Source organism: Sphingobacterium phlebotomi (genome assembly GCF_008180195.1).
Lineage (GTDB): Bacteria > Bacteroidota > Bacteroidia > Sphingobacteriales > Sphingobacteriaceae > Sphingobacterium > Sphingobacterium phlebotomi.
In genome coordinates this window covers 1-16,240 of sequence record NZ_VTAV01000003.1, presented here as the reverse complement: position 1 = coordinate 16,240, position 16,240 = coordinate 1, and the positions used below count along the sequence as shown (strand labels likewise).

Annotated in this window: 17 protein-coding genes; 14 read left to right on the top strand and 3 right to left on the bottom strand. The window is 40.1% G+C overall.

The window, feature by feature from the left end; all coding sequences use genetic code 11:
- The first annotated feature begins 3 nt into the window (after window positions 1-3).
- The 10 genes from FXV77_RS06435 to FXV77_RS06390 all read left to right on the top strand — a co-directional run bounded on the left by FXV77_RS06435 (window position 4) and on the right by FXV77_RS06390 (window position 10,609).
- Window positions 4-1,122 carry a toxin-antitoxin system YwqK family antitoxin gene (locus tag FXV77_RS06435; RefSeq protein ID WP_148918402.1) on the top strand — a complete coding sequence of 373 codons (1,119 nt, stop codon included), beginning with the start codon at window positions 4-6 and terminating at the stop codon, window positions 1,120-1,122.
- 50 nt (window positions 1,123-1,172) lie between these two features.
- The gene (locus tag FXV77_RS06430) at window positions 1,173-1,826 is read left to right on the top strand and encodes a phosphatidylserine decarboxylase family protein (RefSeq protein ID WP_148918401.1); all 654 of its coding nucleotides are present in this window, start codon (window positions 1,173-1,175) and stop codon (window positions 1,824-1,826) included.
- 50 nt (window positions 1,827-1,876) lie between these two features.
- The gene (locus FXV77_RS06425) at window positions 1,877-2,911 is read left to right on the top strand and encodes a sensor histidine kinase (protein WP_148918400.1); all 1,035 of its coding nucleotides are present in this window, start codon (window positions 1,877-1,879) and stop codon (window positions 2,909-2,911) included.
- A gap of 71 nt (window positions 2,912-2,982) precedes the next feature.
- Entirely contained in the window at window positions 2,983-3,630 is a 648-nt protein-coding gene (locus FXV77_RS06420; RefSeq protein WP_148918399.1) for a DUF47 domain-containing protein, read from the top strand.
- 33 nt (window positions 3,631-3,663) lie between these two features.
- Window positions 3,664-4,674: an inorganic phosphate transporter gene (locus tag FXV77_RS06415; RefSeq protein WP_148918700.1), complete on the top strand. Its 1,011-nt coding sequence runs from the start codon at window positions 3,664-3,666 to the stop codon at window positions 4,672-4,674.
- Window positions 4,675-4,860: 186 nt separating this feature from the next.
- Window positions 4,861-6,324, top strand: coding sequence for an OmpA family protein (locus FXV77_RS06410; protein WP_394344137.1), 1,464 nt, complete (start codon window positions 4,861-4,863; stop codon window positions 6,322-6,324).
- Between the two features lie 219 nt (window positions 6,325-6,543).
- Window positions 6,544-7,950 (top strand): tetratricopeptide repeat protein, encoded by a 1,407-nt coding sequence (locus FXV77_RS06405; RefSeq protein WP_148918398.1) that lies wholly within the window; start codon window positions 6,544-6,546, stop codon window positions 7,948-7,950.
- Window positions 7,947-8,696, top strand: a complete 750-nt coding sequence (locus tag FXV77_RS06400; RefSeq protein WP_148918397.1) for a shikimate dehydrogenase family protein — start codon at window positions 7,947-7,949, stop codon at window positions 8,694-8,696. The genes FXV77_RS06405 and FXV77_RS06400 overlap by 4 nt, the downstream gene beginning before the upstream one ends.
- 24 nt (window positions 8,697-8,720) lie before the next feature.
- Window positions 8,721-9,371, top strand: a complete 651-nt coding sequence (locus tag FXV77_RS06395; RefSeq protein WP_148918396.1) for an MBL fold metallo-hydrolase — start codon at window positions 8,721-8,723, stop codon at window positions 9,369-9,371.
- Complete coding sequence (locus tag FXV77_RS06390; RefSeq protein WP_148918395.1) at window positions 9,368-10,609, top strand: FtsX-like permease family protein; 1,242 nt, start codon at window positions 9,368-9,370, stop codon at window positions 10,607-10,609. The genes FXV77_RS06395 and FXV77_RS06390 overlap by 4 nt, the downstream gene beginning before the upstream one ends.
- Before the next feature lie 5 nt (window positions 10,610-10,614).
- Here FXV77_RS06390 and FXV77_RS06385 read toward each other — a convergent pair whose 3' ends face one another.
- The gene (locus FXV77_RS06385; RefSeq protein WP_148918394.1) at window positions 10,615-11,262 is read right to left on the bottom strand and encodes a peptidase associated/transthyretin-like domain-containing protein; all 648 of its coding nucleotides are present in this window, start codon (window positions 11,260-11,262) and stop codon (window positions 10,615-10,617) included.
- Window positions 11,263-11,319: 57 nt separating this feature from the next.
- Window positions 11,320-11,589 (bottom strand): NifU family protein, encoded by a 270-nt coding sequence (locus FXV77_RS06380; protein ID WP_130142817.1) that lies wholly within the window; start codon window positions 11,587-11,589, stop codon window positions 11,320-11,322.
- A 229-nt stretch (window positions 11,590-11,818) separates the two neighbouring features.
- Here FXV77_RS06380 and FXV77_RS06375 point away from each other — a divergent pair, with 229 nt between their 5' ends.
- The 3 genes from FXV77_RS06375 to coaBC are packed head-to-tail and all read left to right on the top strand — an operon-like array spanning window position 11,819 to window position 14,326.
- Window positions 11,819-12,742: an outer membrane protein assembly factor BamD gene (locus FXV77_RS06375; RefSeq protein ID WP_148918393.1), complete on the top strand. Its 924-nt coding sequence runs from the start codon at window positions 11,819-11,821 to the stop codon at window positions 12,740-12,742.
- A gap of 31 nt (window positions 12,743-12,773) precedes the next feature.
- On the top strand, window positions 12,774-13,103 hold the full coding sequence (locus FXV77_RS06370) for a DNA-directed RNA polymerase subunit omega (protein ID WP_148918392.1): 330 nt from the start codon (window positions 12,774-12,776) through the stop codon (window positions 13,101-13,103).
- 11 nt (window positions 13,104-13,114) lie between these two features.
- The gene (gene coaBC / locus FXV77_RS06365) at window positions 13,115-14,326 is read left to right on the top strand and encodes a bifunctional phosphopantothenoylcysteine decarboxylase/phosphopantothenate--cysteine ligase CoaBC (protein WP_148918391.1); all 1,212 of its coding nucleotides are present in this window, start codon (window positions 13,115-13,117) and stop codon (window positions 14,324-14,326) included.
- Here coaBC and FXV77_RS06360 read toward each other — a convergent pair.
- Window positions 14,313-15,680 (bottom strand): methyltransferase RsmF C-terminal domain-like protein, encoded by a 1,368-nt coding sequence (locus FXV77_RS06360; RefSeq protein WP_148918390.1) that lies wholly within the window; start codon window positions 15,678-15,680, stop codon window positions 14,313-14,315. The two genes, coaBC and FXV77_RS06360, sit on opposite strands and share 14 nt — an antisense overlap.
- Window positions 15,681-15,767: 87 nt before the next feature.
- Here FXV77_RS06360 and FXV77_RS06355 point away from each other — a divergent pair, with 87 nt between their 5' ends.
- Window positions 15,768-16,148: an SRPBCC domain-containing protein gene (locus tag FXV77_RS06355; protein WP_148918389.1), complete on the top strand. Its 381-nt coding sequence runs from the start codon at window positions 15,768-15,770 to the stop codon at window positions 16,146-16,148.
- The last annotated feature ends 92 nt before the right edge of the window (window positions 16,149-16,240 follow it).

Sequence of the window (16,240 nt, the reverse complement as noted above, 5' to 3'; positions counted from 1 at the left end):
GATATGCAACGAACAGGGTTATTTCTTCTCTTATTATTTACTGCTCTCTTTACTAGGGGGCAACAGCCGGATACGACTGGAACGACGACTCTGTTCGAAAAAGCGCCCATGGGTCTTGTCCGGTTTTATTTTGATGACTATTACTACCTGGTGGACAAAGATTGTGCGTTTAAGTCCATTGAACGTGTATCGCAATTTCTGGTGGAAAAGAATGTATTTCATGCGGACTTTCGGGATTTTGACCGAAATGGAACGGTGATACTCACGGGTTACCATAACCAAGGCGTAAAAGAAGGTCTGTTTAAGGCCTATCATCCCGATGGCACGTTGAAATGGGAGGTAACCTTTGAGCAGGATAGACCTATAGGAGATTGGAAATATTATTATCCAGATGGAAAACCTATGCTAACCCTTAATTATGATGACGCGACGGTCAAAATTATGGCTTTTTGGGATAGAAGAGGGCGACAACGAATAAAGGACGGGAACGGTAATTATGAATTTAGGATGCCTTTTGCATTTTATAATGAATATGGCTATCCTTTTTTTGAGCGAAAGGGAAGAATAAGGAATGGGGTTCCTCGCGGATATTGGACCACCCAGATGGTGGACCAGAACGAAAAGAAAATATTATTTACGGAAGAGATTTTCGACGATTCAGGTGTACTGACGGATGGCTACAATCTTTTTTTGGATGCAAACTACCGGACGCCAATGGCATTTATTCCGATGTCGTATTTCTATACCGCCGAAAGGTTATTGTCTAAACCTTGCACCTTTGATGATCATAGTGGATTCAACACCTATTTATCAGAGAAGTTTAGTGCTATGCTGAGAAGTAGCCAAACGTTAACGAACATAGAAGATAAGTTTAGCTACGAAGTATCATTGGACCAAGAAGGCACCCCGACTTTTGTTACATTGAAAGACTCGTTAACCACCAAAAAACTAAACCGTTACTTGGAGATGGTGATTAACGAAATCCCATTTTATTTTCCTTCCCTCGATCAAGAGGGGAACGCCATAGCAGATACCCTGACGGTTTATGGCAACCTAAGTATCAACGATGCTGGACAGTTTCATTTTCATAGCTTTCGGATTGTAAGGGAAAAACAACCTTAGCTGATTTCGCCGAAGTATCCTATATTTGCAAAAAAGTTTACCCATTCGAGATGAAATTCCACAAAGAAGGATACACCAGTTTGGCAATCGTTGTATTGTTTGTTTTCGTAATTAATGCACTAGCCGACTATTACGATGCGTCCGTTTACCTTAAATGGTTTTTATACGCCCTTTCGGCATTTCTGCTTATTGCCATTCTGCAATTTTTCAGAAGTCCTATCAAGCGGATTACACCGGACGAACAAATCGTTCTTTGCCCGGCAGATGGGAAAGTCGTGGTTATCGAAGAAACAGAAGAGACGGAGTACTTTCATGATCGGAGGATACAGGTTTCTATTTTTATGTCTCCTATAAATGTTCATGTCAACCGCAATCCTATTAGCGGTATAGTCTCTTATTTTAAATACCACCCAGGGAAATTTTTGGTAGCGTGGCATCCGAAATCGTCCACCGATAACGAAAGAACGACCGTTGTCGTAAAAAATCAATCTCATGTGGAGGTGCTATTCCGGCAGATCGCAGGCGCTATGGCGCGGCGCATAGTATGGTATGTGAAAGAAAACGATACCGTGGTACAAGGAGAGGAGTTTGGATTTATCAAATTTGGCTCACGCGTGGATTTATTTTTGCCATTAGATACGGAAGTAACGGTGAATATCGGCGATAAAGTCGTGGGTGGAAAAACAGTAATCGCAAAAATATAATACAAATTGCTGTAGGTTTCGTACTTTAGATGCTCTTTATAGGAAGTTTCATGAATCTGAGCATCTTTACTCTTCTCATATCAAGCAGTATCGGGCTTCTAGCTGCTGCGATTGATTATTTTCATAGAGGAAGCCCAACCGTAGCACTGTTGATGTTTGTTACGGTCGCCCTTCTCTGTTATATCATCTTACTCAACTTATTCGAACGGTTTATCTACCAAAGGATCCGAAATGTGTACAAGCTTATCCGTAATCTAAAGTTAGGAAAAGGTCTTAAGGATGCATTGGGCGAACAAATAACGGATGATCCTATCCGTGATGCAGAAAGGGAAGTACAAGATTGGGCCAAGCAGCGTATATCCGAACTTGACAAACTAAGAGAACAGGCCAAATTCCGTAAAGAATTTCTTTCCAATATTTCTCATGAATTTAAAACCCCGTTGTTTGCGACCCAGGGGTATGTTGAAACGATGCAGGACGGTTTAATAGATGATGATCCTGAAATAGCCAAAAACTTTCTGGAAAAAGCCGCCCGCAATCTTGACCGTCTCAGCTATTTAATACAGGATCTGGACGAAATATCCAAATTAGAGACGGGTATTATCTCTTTAACAATAGAAAATTTCGATATCGTGACACTTATCAAGGAATGTATCGAGGATTTAGAGGGAAAAGCAAAACAACATGGCATTCGTATTCGATTCACGGGCAAGTTAAATCACCCCATCATCGTTAAAGGGGATCGCAAGCGTGTCCAGCAAGTACTTATCAATTTGTTAGATAATTCCATTAAATACGGCAAAAAGGATGGAATGAGTAGCGTCTCGATTTTCCCTTTATTCGAACAGGTTTTGGTAGAAGTAACAGACAACGGCATAGGTATCGATGAAAAAAATCTCTCGCGTGTATTTGAACGCTTTTACCGCACAGACGCTAGCCGATCTCGTGAAGTCGGCGGGTCGGGACTTGGGTTAGCTATTGTAAAGCATATTATTGAGGCTCATGAACAGAATGTTAACGTACGTAGTACAGAGGGCATCGGTACGACATTCGGATTTACATTAGAACAGCCTAAACATAGCTAACATATGATAAACATTTCAAACTTAACATTAACTTAACATTTCATTCATATTTTTGCATAAATTCAAACACTATGTCTTTAAATAGCATCTTTCAGTATTTCGTTCCAAAGGATAAAAAGTTTTTTCCTTTGTTTGAACAAGCAGGCGCAAACCTTATTGAAATGGCAAAAGCACTACAAGAATCTGTTTACATTACCGACTTGGCTAGACGCGCAGAACTGAACAAAAAGATCGAAGACCTTGAGCACAAGGGGGACGATATCACGCATCAAATCCACCTAGAATTAGGAAAAAATTTCATCACACCTTTTGATCGTGAAGATATACACTCACTAGCGAGCTCATTGGACGATGTTGCCGACTTTATACAAGGCGCGTCCAACCGTATGGAGCTATATAAGGTGGGACTGCCAAGCCAAGCGATGAAAGAAATAGCAGACCTAATTTTGGAAGCAACTGAACATGTTGCAAAAGCACTTAACGAATTAAGAGATCTTAAAAATATTCGTAACATCACCGATTCTTGTGTGCGGATCAATAGTGTAGAAAACAAGGCTGATTACATTTTCGACAAGGCTGTTAGTGAACTATTCGAATACGAAAAAGATGCTATAACATTGATTAAAACGAAAGAGGTGCTTTCCGCTATGGAAGATGCAACCGACAAATGTGAAGACGTAGCAAACGTATTAGAAAGTATATTAGTTAAAAATGCTTAATATTCTAGCATTAAGAAAGCATAACATATTATGATGATTTCCACTTTATTGATCGTCGTTGTCATTCTGGCTATCGCATTCGACTATATCAATGGTTTCCATGATGCCGCCAACTCCATCGCAACAGTTGTATCAACCAAAGTATTAACACCTTTTATGGCTGTACTGTGGGCCGCGATATGGAATTTCGCCGCTTATTTTTATTTTACAGACCATAAAGTAGCCAACACGATTGCCAAAACCGTCCTGGAAGAGTATATTACACTAGAGGTTATATTCGCCGGATTGGTAGCTGCTATTTCCTGGAATCTTTTTACCTGGTACTACGGCGTACCCTCTAGTTCATCACACACCCTTATTGGCGGATTTGCGGGATCTGGAATGGCCTACGCCTGGTTTATGGGCGCTAATCCGATTACAGCCATAAATCACAGTGCTATCGTTACTATAGCTGCATTTATTGTGCTAGCGCCCGTGATCGGTATGATTATCTCGGTCATCATTACCTTAATTATTATGAATATTGCGAAGACGGCCCGGCCAGCAACGGCGGAAAAATGGTTTAAGGTGGGGCAGTTAATATCGTCGGCCGGATTAAGCTTTGCCCATGGGGGGAATGACGCACAGAAGGTAATGGGTATCATTGCTACAGCCTTGATTGCGGAGCAGGTAATCCCGAATTTTGAAGCTATGCCGGCTTGGGTACCGCTATCCTGTTACGCCGCAATCGCCGCGGGGACAATGAGTGGGGGATGGAAAATCGTAAAAACCATGGGTACCAAAATTACGAAAGTAACGCCATTGGAAGGTGTCGCGGCGGAAACTGCTGGTGCTGCTACGCTAGGGATAACTGAACACTTTGGAATTCCAGTATCTACCACCCATACAATTACAGGTTCGATTATCGGTGTAGGTGTAGTAAAGCGGGTATCGGCGGTACGTTGGGGGGTTACCATTAGTTTATTATGGGCATGGATATTGACGATTCCGGTGAGCGCAATATTAGGCGGAATAACCCTTGCGATTATCCATTTTATCCTATAGTTGTAAAGGATACACTACAAACTGTATGCTTTTATTGATAATCAGATAAAAAAAATTGAAAAATTTGGGTATTCTAAATAATATCTATACTTTTACGCGGGCAATTTCGTTGAGGAACAACAAATTTACGCCTTAACATAAAATTTTAACACGCTCACTTTTTTTGGCATCGTTATTGTTAATGTTATGTTAAATTTGAAAAAGGGAAACAATTTAAAATTTTTTAATAACCTTAAAAACAAGAGTATGAACTATTCTACAATTAAAAAAACAGCTGTTGCAGCGTCTTTAGTAGCCGCATTAGGCTTTGCTGAGCACGCACAAGCGCAAACTCCAACTGTATTTGGTGGAAGATCACAATACAGAACTTGGTCTATCGGTCTGCAGGGTGGTATTACTACACCTAACGCACTTATCGGTGGTAACAATGCTTTTGGTCAACAAGTTGGTTATTTCCAAAACAAAGTAGGTGAGTACTACGGTTTAACTATCCGTAAACAATTCTCTCACTTATTCGGTCTAGAGTTGGAAGGTAACCGTGGTAAAATCAAAACGTATAACCACAACGTATCTGGCCCTGCTTTCGAAAATGGTTCAGGTAGCAATGGAAACTTAGCACAATCTGCTGAGACTGAAGTTAACTGGGCTGGTAGCTTGAATGGTGTATTCCAATTGGGTACAATCGATTTCTTGAGAAGAGAAAATGCCGTTAACTTCTATGCTAAAGTAGGTTTAGGTGTTTTGGCTTACAACCCTGTTCAATACGCAAACAACGAATTCGGCGGGTCTGTAGTTTATGATAACAAAGGTAGCTGGGGTTCAGAAATCTTCGGTGATCGTGACGCTACAGGAGATAGAGACTTTCGCCTAGGTATGTATGTGCCAGTTGGTGTTGGTGTTAAATTCAGATTATCTGAAGTTGTCGCTTTGAACTTAGGTTACACCATGAACTTCACCGACGAGGCTTTGTTGTACGGACCAAGCAGACAAGGAGATCGTAAACAACGGTTCTCCAATGTTTACGGTGGTTTAGAGTTCACTTTAGGTTCTCGTGATAAAGAAAACTTAACGTTTGCAAACCCTGTTTCTACATTGTACGACGAGTTGAAAGATCCTTCATTGCGTAACGAAGTTGAAGCATTAAAACAACGTGTATCTACATTAGAAGGAACTGTTGATCAATTGAGCAAAGACTCTGATGGTGATGGTGTATCTGACAAATTCGATAAATGTCCTAACACGCCTGCTGGTACTCCAGTTGATGGTTCAGGATGTCCTATCAAATTCCCAGAGCCAGTAGTACAAAATAATGCTACACAAGGCGCTTACTATTCTCCTATTCAATTCGAGTTTGATAGCTCTGTATTGAAAACTGAATCTTACTCAACTTTAGATAAATTAGCTAAAGAATTGCGCGATAACAATTCTTCTGCAAACTTAGATGGTTATGCTTCTGCTGAAGGTACTGAAGCTTATAACTTGAACTTATCTAATGACCGTGCTAACGCAGTTAAACAATACCTAGTTAACGCTGGTGTTTCTGCTTCAAGCGTTACAGCAACTGGTTACGGTGAAGACAATCCTGTAGCATCTAATGCAACAGAAGAAGGTCGTATCCAAAACCGTCGTGTTGAGATCAAAGTAAAATAAGGAATTCTTCTTAACAAAGAATTATCAATGATAAAAGCCGACCCTGTATAAGGGGTCGGCTTTTCTGTTTATTATCAATAATTTACGCTATCTTTGCAGAACTACGTGTGAAAATGTGGAAAACAAAATCATTAGTTCTCACATTTTCTTCATAAATTTCTTCTGTGGTGAGGAGTTGTGGAGGAGAGACAACACTTATAGAAAAATGAAAGGAGTGATATGGAAGAAGATTTCGAATTTGGCTCACCTGAAGAACAAAGACTGTCTGTAGACAGATATGAGGAGATGCTTCGTAATCAAGATCAATATTTCTTTGATGCAAAGGCCTTCGAAAGTATCATTGAATACTATACGGACAAAGACGATCCCATCAAGGCTCTCCAAGTGGCGGAATATGCTAAAAGCCAACATCCTTACGAGTCGACCTTCCTGCTCAAGAAAGCACAGCTTTTTTTGCGGACAAGTCAATTCGAAAAGGCCTTGGAAGAGTTAGATAAGGCTACTATATTAGAGCCTAATAGCGGAGAAGCGTTCCTCTTAAAAGGGAATATTGCACTATTGCAAGGTGATGTGGAAGAGGGGGAACAACTTTTCCTTTATGCCATTGAATTGGGAGAGGATTCTGCCGAAGCCTATTTCCAGATAGCCGAGCTGTATCAAATCAAGGGAGAGTACGAAAAGGCAATAGCATACCTTAAAAAATCCCTCGAGGCAAATATGGAAAATGATGATGCACTTCATGCATTGGCTTTTTGCTATGAAATCGTAGATAGGCCGGAAGAAAGTGTAACCTTCTATAAATCGTATATAGATTCTGACCCGTACGCTTATGCCGCATGGTTTAATCTGGGACTGGTATATGAACGAATGGACAACTTTGAGGATGCGATAGACGCTTATGATTACGCCATCCTTATCAATGAATCTTTTGTTCCAGCTTACTTTAATAAGGGTAATGTGCTTGTCAACTTACAAAAATATACAGAGGCCGTCAACGTTTATAAACAAACTTTTGAATACGAACGCCCCACTGCCGATGTGTATTGTGCCATAGGCGAATGTTATGAAAAACTAGAGCAGATGGATGAAGCCCGGGAAAATTATAAAAAAGCAGTTAAACTTGACCCACTTCTCGCAGATGCCTGGTTTGGAATTGGCGTGACCTTAGATTTTGATGACCGATATTTTGAGTCGCTCCATTTTTATAAAAAAGCATTGGAGTTAGAAGATAGTAATCCAGATTATTGGTTTGCTATCGCTGATGCTCGATATAAACTAAAACAATTTGAAGAATCTGAATTTGCTTATAATAAAGTGGTCCAGCTTAATCCCACAGACGTGGAGGCTTGGCTAGATTTTTCTTCCATTTATTTTGAACAGGGGAAATATGCAGAAGCTATCGATGTTATAGCAGATGCCATCAAGCAGAATCCGGAGGCATCTGAACTGTATTATAGGTTAGTTGCTTATCTATTTGCGCACGGGAAATATAACGAGGCGTTGAACTTTCTGGAATTGGGGTTATCAACTAACCCGGATAAATTCCACATTTTGTTCGATTATTTACCACAATTACAGGGTAACAAGATTATCGTCGACATCATCAACAAGTATAAAAACTCATGAAGAAACTCGGACTAATCGGCTATCCCCTTTCGCATTCTTTTTCAAAAAAGTATTATCTCGAAAAATTTGAACGCGAAAATATCACCGATATTCACTATGATCTTTATCCTATTGAGGATATTTTAAATTTCCCTCTGTTATATGAACGAGATCCGGGTTTCTATGGCTTCAATGTCACGATTCCACATAAGCGTAACGTTATGCGATTTTTGAATGAGTTTTCGCCAGAAGCCGCAGAGATCAATGCGGTTAATTGTATACAGGTACGTTGGCAGGGCGCAAGACCTTACCTCAAGGGATTCAATACGGATGCATTCGGGTTTAAACAATCATTACTACCGCTTCTAAAACCTCAGCATACAAGTGCCCTAATTTTTGGAAATGGAGGTGCAGCGCAGTCTGTTTTTTATGTATTACGTGAGCTCGGGATCTCCTTTAAAATCGTCAGCCGGAGTAGAAATAACGGAGGCCTTACCTACGCCGATCTTACGGAAGACATTATCGCTTCACATAAATTACTCATCAACTGTTCTCCGGTCGGAACTTTCCCAAATGTAGAAGACGCTCCTAACATTCCATATGGCGGAATCGATTCTGCGCACCTTCTATATGATTTAATATATAACCCAGAAGAAACTACTTTCTTGAAGAGGGGAAAAGAGCGTGGTGCAGTAATCAAAAACGGTCATGAAATGCTTATTTTTCAGGCAGAGAAGAACTGGGAAATCTGGAATCAAGAAGGTTAGAAATTAATTTCTATTTTTGATGGTATGCTAAATGTACATTCTTTTATATTCAACACCTTTCAAGAAAACACCTATATTGTATACGATGAGAACGGTTTATGTGCCATCTTTGATCCCGGCATGTCCAACTACGAGGAGGAAGCCGCTTTCGTTTCCTTTGTCGAGCAAAATAACTTGAAACCTATTACGTTGTACAATACACATTGCCATATAGACCATGTATTAGGAAACCATTTCATATTTGAGAAATACGGCTTGATTCCGCAATTTCATGAAGGAGAAGTACCCGTGCTCGTAGCCGTTCAAAATATGGCGCCTATGTATGGCTTTCGATATGAAACATCACCCATTCCCGAAACATTTTTAGAGGAGGGTCAAGCAGTAGAGATCGGAAAACACACACTTGGTCTCTTATTTGTTCCAGGGCATTCGCCAGCACATCTTTGTTTCTATTCTGCTCAAGATGGTTTCGTGATAGGAGGAGACGTACTTTTCCGCAACAGTATAGGGCGAACAGATTTACCTGGTGGCAATCATCAACAGTTGCTCGATAATATCCAACAAAAAATGTACGTGTTGCCCGATGAAACGATAGTTTACCCGGGACACGGCCCTTCAACCACGATAGGATTTGAGAAAGAAACCAATCCATTTGTCAGGGGACAAAAAACATGAAGCTATCTCTCTTTTTTGCAAAACGCTACTTATTCTCCAAGAAATCGGTAAACGCAATCAACATCATATCGGCGATCAGTGTCATCGGTGTGTTAGTGAGCAGCGCTGCATTGGTTATTGTTTTATCCTTTTACAACGGCATGGAGAATCTCATCCTGTCTCTATATAGTACGTTTGCTCCCGAACTTCGTATCGAACCAGCACAGGGTAAAGTATTCGACGCTAATCCACAGGTATTTGGAGACTTGCGCAAAAGCGACGATATTCAGAGTTATTCAGAGATATTAGAAGATAAGGTGCTTGTTCAGTACGATAACCAACAATTTGTAGCGCAGATTAAAGGGGTGGAGCCGCAAAGCCTCTTAGACATTGATCATCAAGGCATGTTATATGCAGGGAGCCTGGAGATTGTCCGAGATAGTATTCCCAAAGCACTAATCGGCGCTCAAATACAGGCTAATCTACGTGTTCCGATCGACGACTTTAAAAACAACATACAACTTTTCTCTCCTCGAAAAGGGGCGTCAGGAACAAGCATCAATCCGATGGATGACATCAACATTCGTCAGCTTTCTCCTGTCGGTGTTCTCCATTATGAACCGGGATTCAACGATCTTATTATTACGCCTATTGCATTTGCAAAGGAACTGCTCAACGAGCATGAATATGTTTCAGCTATAGAGATCTATACGAAAGATTCTAGCCGCGTAACGAGCCTTCAAAAAGAGATACAACGAAATCTTGGCGACGATTTTATCGTAAAAAATAGAGAACAGCAGAACCCTTTATTATATAAAACGGTACGTTCGGAAAAATGGATTGTCTTTTTTATCCTGACCGTGATTGGCATCATCGCTATATTTAATATTATTGGATCATTGACGATGTTGGTCATCGATAAGAAACAAGATATGACGATATTGGCAAGTCTCGGTGCAGACAAAACACTTATTCAACGGATATTTTTTCTAGAGGGGGTAATGATTGCATTCATCGGTGGGCTCATAGGTATCGGGGTAGGATTTATCTTCTGTTTATTGCAGAAAAGATTTGGCATTATTCGTACAGGTGAAGACGTCAATCCCATTATGGACATTTATCCTGTTGATATACGTGCTCTGGATTTTGTTCTGGTGTTTGTTACCGTGATGTTAGCTGCTCTTCTTGTCTCTTACATTTCTTCGTTACTCAGCGTACGTGAATTAGAAAGAGATACAAGTATGCGCTCGGTAGACTAACTTAATTAATACTCGAGACGCTTTCTACTATAATCACCCTTAACGATTGAGTTGATGAAAGAGCCCCACGCAAACGGACTAAATAACGGGTTGGCAAAACGCTGATTAATAGTTTTATTGGACATGTTAATATGGCGCTGCATAGAGTTAAATGTCTGGATCTCTTCTGCACTTCTTGGCACCACCTGCGATAGCGCCGCCAGAGCTTCGGGCGAAAGGCTGTTCCGAATACGGGATATGTTATCATCACTGACATCCAACGCCATAAATGCCATATTGAATTCCTCTATACTAGCCCAAGGGAAAGGCATAACCGCCGGTAACTCAATGACCAGGCTTTTCATGTTTATCTTGGCTGTAAATTTATCTAAAGCCGTTTCAGGAATAACAAATTCCGCAGGCTCAAAACCAACGGACGTAAATCTGATTGTGTCACCAACATGAGCTACAAAAGAGAAAAAACCTTCGTTATTGGCAGCATGTACTTGGCTGTTATAACTGATGTTCGTGACCGTAACAAAAGGCACAGGAAGTTCGCCTCCCACCGAACTTATCAATCCGCTGAATTGCACGATTTTCCTTTCTTGAGCTGATAAAGTTACCCACGAGAGAAGAAAAATCAAGATGAATATATAATAAAATCTTCCCGCCATGTTTCAAATTTATACAATCTTCCTTCAAGAAGGCTGTTAATTTTTGTTAAGTCCCTTTTACATGGGACTAATGGCATTCGGATCATTCATATCCGTCAAATTGATGGCTTCTACGCTGGTGATTTCGGGAACTGCTTTCTTTATCGCTTGCTCCAATCCTGCTTTAAAAGTCATAATGCTCATGGAACAGTTTGCACAGGTTCCCAACAGCTTCAATTTAACGACATTGTCTGGAGTGATTTCTTCTACAACGACGTTTCCCCCATCAGTTTCCAAATAAGGACGGATGGTATCCAATGCCTGCTCTACGCGCTCTTGTAATGTCATTTCTGTTTTAAACCCTTTTGTTTATGTTGTAAATATAGGCAATTTATTAAAATTATCGTTGTTATAGTGTAATAATAGGCGGGAATTCAACATTTCATTGACAGAGAAAGAAAACGCGGTTAAAGAATGTTAAACTCCTTTGTTTAAGTAGGGTTCCATGTAAAATTCGGCTATATTGCGCTACTAAAATTTAATTGAATCTTATTTGAATTTGACGTATCTTTGTAAAATGTTTTTAAATAGACGTAGTGTTGCATTATGGGTAGGGTTGCTGCTAATTGTTTTGGTAAGCGGTTGTAAGAGCAAGTTTGAAAAGCTTCGCGCAAGCAACAATATTGCAATGAAATACCAAGAAGCGGTCAAGCTGTATGAAAAGAAAAAGTACAGTAAAGCTATTATTCTTTTCGAAGATCTGCAAACCAAATATCGGGGACAAGCGGAAGCGGAAGATCTTTATTATTATACAGCCTACACAGCCTATCGTTTAAAGGACTATACTTCAGCACGATACCACTTCAGAAGTTTTGCTACCACTTATCCGAACAGCCCTCGAGCGGAGGAGTGTCGTTTTATGGCAGCATATTGCTTTTATGTAGATTCCCCCCGTCCTTCCCTTGACCAAGAGAATACCCGGAAAGCTATAGACGAGCTTCAACTGTTTATAAATCTCTATCCGGATGGAGAACGGGCAGAGGAAGCTGGACAGTTGATACAAAATTTACGCGATAAGCTGGAGCAAAAAGCTTTTGCAAATGCAAAATTGTATTATGATATGGGCCAGCCAGATGATTACCGAGCTGCTGTAATCGCCTTCGAAAGTATGCTTAGACAATATCCGGATACGCGATATGCAGAAGAAATTGAATTCTTGATTTTAAAATCACAATATCTGTTTGCACAAAACAGTATGCCTTATAGACAAGAGACACGATTTAATGAAGCAATTGATTATTACCAATCATTTGTGGAAAGCTATCCGCAGAGTAAATACAAAAAGGAAGCTGATGATTTACGCTCCAGCGCCGAAAAACAAATTGCTTATGTGGTGAGACGCATGGACGAAATAAACAAAATGCGCGAAGAACACGAGCGAGAGTTAGGTATCACTAAAGAAGAAGCGGCCGTACAAGAAAGTACTTCAGCAATACAATAATTAAATTTGAAATTTATAATACATTTTAACGATGAGTCAACATAAAAATACTTCTATTCCTTCATCAACAGTAACACGTGATTTGAGACAATTGGACAAAGGCACCAATAACATTTATGAATCAATTGTCGTTGTTGCCAAACGTGCCAACCAAATTTCGGTGGATGTGAAAGAAGAATTGAATGGTAAATTGGCGGAATTTGCAACTACCAATGATAATCTAGAGGAAGTCTTTGAAAACCGTGAACAGATAGAGATATCTAAGCACTACGAACGTATGCCTAAGCCCTCTCTTGTAGCAATAGATGAGTTTTTAAACGACAAAGTCTACTTTAGAAACCCTGCCAAAGAGCAAGAATAGTCTGTTCCGGCATGTCGTTAAAGGACAAAAATATAGTAATTGGTGTATGCGGTGGTATCGCCGCATACAAAATTGCATATCTTGTACGTCTTTTAGTCAAAGAAAATGCCAATGTACAGGTTTTAATGACACCCGATGCCAAGGAGTTCATCACACCACTCACCTTGGCTACCCTATCGAAGCGCCCTGTTCTTTCTAATTACGTTGATCGGCATACAGAAACTTGGAATAATCACGTAGCGTTAGGTCTTAACGCGGATTTACTGCTTATCGCTCCCGCTACTGCCAATACGTTAAGTAAAATGGCTTATGGAGGATGCGACAATCTGTTATTAGCAACTTATCTCTCTGCCAAATGTCCTGTTATGTTTGCTCCTGCAATGGATTTGGATATGTGGTTACACCCGAGTACGCAGGAAAATATCCAACGTCTTCTACGATTCGGAAACATGTTGATTGCGCCCGGAAATGGAGAACTTGCAAGTGGCTTAATAGGTGAAGGACGGCTCGCCGAACCGGAAGAAATGCTACGACAGATTCAACATTTCTTTAATAGTCCGTTACCCTTGAAAGGCAAGAAAGCACTTGTATCCGCTGGTCCAACTCAGGAGGCTATTGATCCCGTTCGTTTTATAGGAAATCATTCGAGTGGAAAAATGGGATACGCCATTGCTTCTGCTTTGCAATCGCTCGGCGCGACGGTAACATTGATTAGCGGTCCAACCCAACTTCCTACCCCCCCCAAAGTTAATCGACACGATGTCACGTCAGCACAAGAAATGCTGGTGGCTTGCTCCACTTATTTTGAAGCCTCAGACATTATCGTTATGAGTGCCGCTGTGGCAGATTATACTCCGATTGAAGTAGCATCACAAAAAATCAAAAAAAAGGACGTAAATCTCGAAATAGCACTGAAAAAAACAACAGATATTCTAGCGACGTTGGGAGAGAAGAAAACAGCCAAACAAACCTTAGTAGGATTTGCGCTGGAAACAGACAACGAACTTCAAAATGCAAAGGACAAGCTAAAACGTAAGAATCTGGATTATATCGTATTAAATTCTATGCAGGACAAAGGAGCGGGTTTTGCCGGAGACACTAACAAAGTTACAGTTATCGATAACAAGGGGGGGATGCAACAGTTCGAACTAAAAAGTAAAAAAGAGGTAGCCAACGATATCGTAACTCTTATTGCCGCTCATCAAGCCGCTATAAATTCATAATTCGAACTTCTTTGGGGTAATAATTGTTGATTCTATTAGACAATATCTTAATCCATCCTAGATTTGTTCCTTTATATTGTATCAAACACCAACCCAATTTTACTGCTGTAAAATCTACTATTTCCAAACTGTCTTTTCGCAAAAATTGAAGTGCTACATCTAGCGTTACATCTTTCGCAGGCAAATCTGTTCTTATATGTATACTACACGCCAGATCATGCGATGGCAACAACTCTCGACCAGTCCATTTTCCGATGTTTGTTCCAGCTTGCTTAATATACAGTACTTGTTGAAACCATCTTAGATCTTCTTCGTAGTTTTTCGGAAAAATATGGATATAATCTCCGTGCATAAATTGTGTATAATCTTGGCGCTCTTCTACCCAATCTGAAACTATTTTCGATGGCACGACGTTTTTTTCAAATTTTATTTTCTTTCGGCTAAACGAAGATTGGTTCTCTTTTTTCTGCAATACAGCAACAAAAAAACCTTCTCCCTTTACTTTATGGGGATAAAAACGATACCCGGAGGCTTGATGTTTTGTCGATTGCGTCTCTTCAATACCCCAATCGGAATCGAGGGCAATTGGAATAGACTCAAATGCATATTCATTCAAAATCCAATCCAATATATCTTCATTTTCTTCTTTAGAATAGGAACATGTAGAATATATTAAATATCCATCCGTAATCAGCGAATTCAAAGATTCTGCAAGAATCCTCTTTTGCCGGTCGCTACATAACTTAACATTAGCTAAAGACCATTCATCTATTGTTTCATGATCTTTACGAAACATTCCGGAACCCGAGCATGGTGCATCAATCAATAATAGATCGAAGTACCCAGGTAAGCGATTAAATGCAGAAGGATCATTGTTTGTTACGACGACATTTGCCGTACCCCAACGAACCATATTATCCGCCAAAATATTAGCCCGCGATTTAATTACCTCATTGGATACTACTAAACTTTCGTTTCCTAAATAACTCGTCAATAAGGTAGATTTACCCCCGGGTGCAGCACATAGATCTAAAGCTCTTGTAACACTATTTTCAAGGCCAATTTCCTTTAAAATGTGTGCTATAAACATCGAAGAGGCTTCCTGTACATAATAACATCCTGCATGATATAAAGGATCTAATGTAAAAATGGGACGTTCGGCGAGATAATATCCCTTGTCACACCATTGCACAAGGTTCACGTTTTCAAATGGAGCACTATCTTGTTTTAGTGAATTCAAGCGAATAGAGGTAATCTTATCCCCTTGTTCATGTACTTTGTTGAAAGCTGCGGAGTCAAATCCCTCTTGCTCGTTTAATCGTTTAACAAGTTCATTCGGTAGAAAATTACTCATCGATTTATCGTTTAATTCTCTGTAAATTTACCATAATAAGCAGGGAATCACAAAATAGATAGAAATAGAATAAGTAAATTAAACAGCATGAAGAATTTTAAAAAATATTATATCGTACCTGCTCCGCCGGAGGATATTTATAAGGCCTTGACAACAGAAATCACCATTCGGCTTTGGACAGGAGACGGGGTACAGATAGATTTACAGGAAGGAGGAGAGTTCTCCATGTGGGATGGAACTATTACAGGAAGATTTATACAACTCGATCCTTATAAAAAAATTGTACAACAATGGTATTTCGGGGAGCAAGAGGAAGCTTCTATTGTCACCATTAAACTACACGAAGATAAAAGAGGTACTTCTTTCGAAGTACAACATACCAATATTCCAGATGAAGCTTTTGATGATATTGTAGAAGGTTGGAACGATACCTACATGGCATCCCTTATAGAGTTCTATGAGGAGTGATAACAAAACAAAAAAGCCCCTGCAGTTATGACTGCAGGGGCCTGTATAGGATTCGGCACCGACCTACTCTCCCACCTTTTACGGCAGTACCA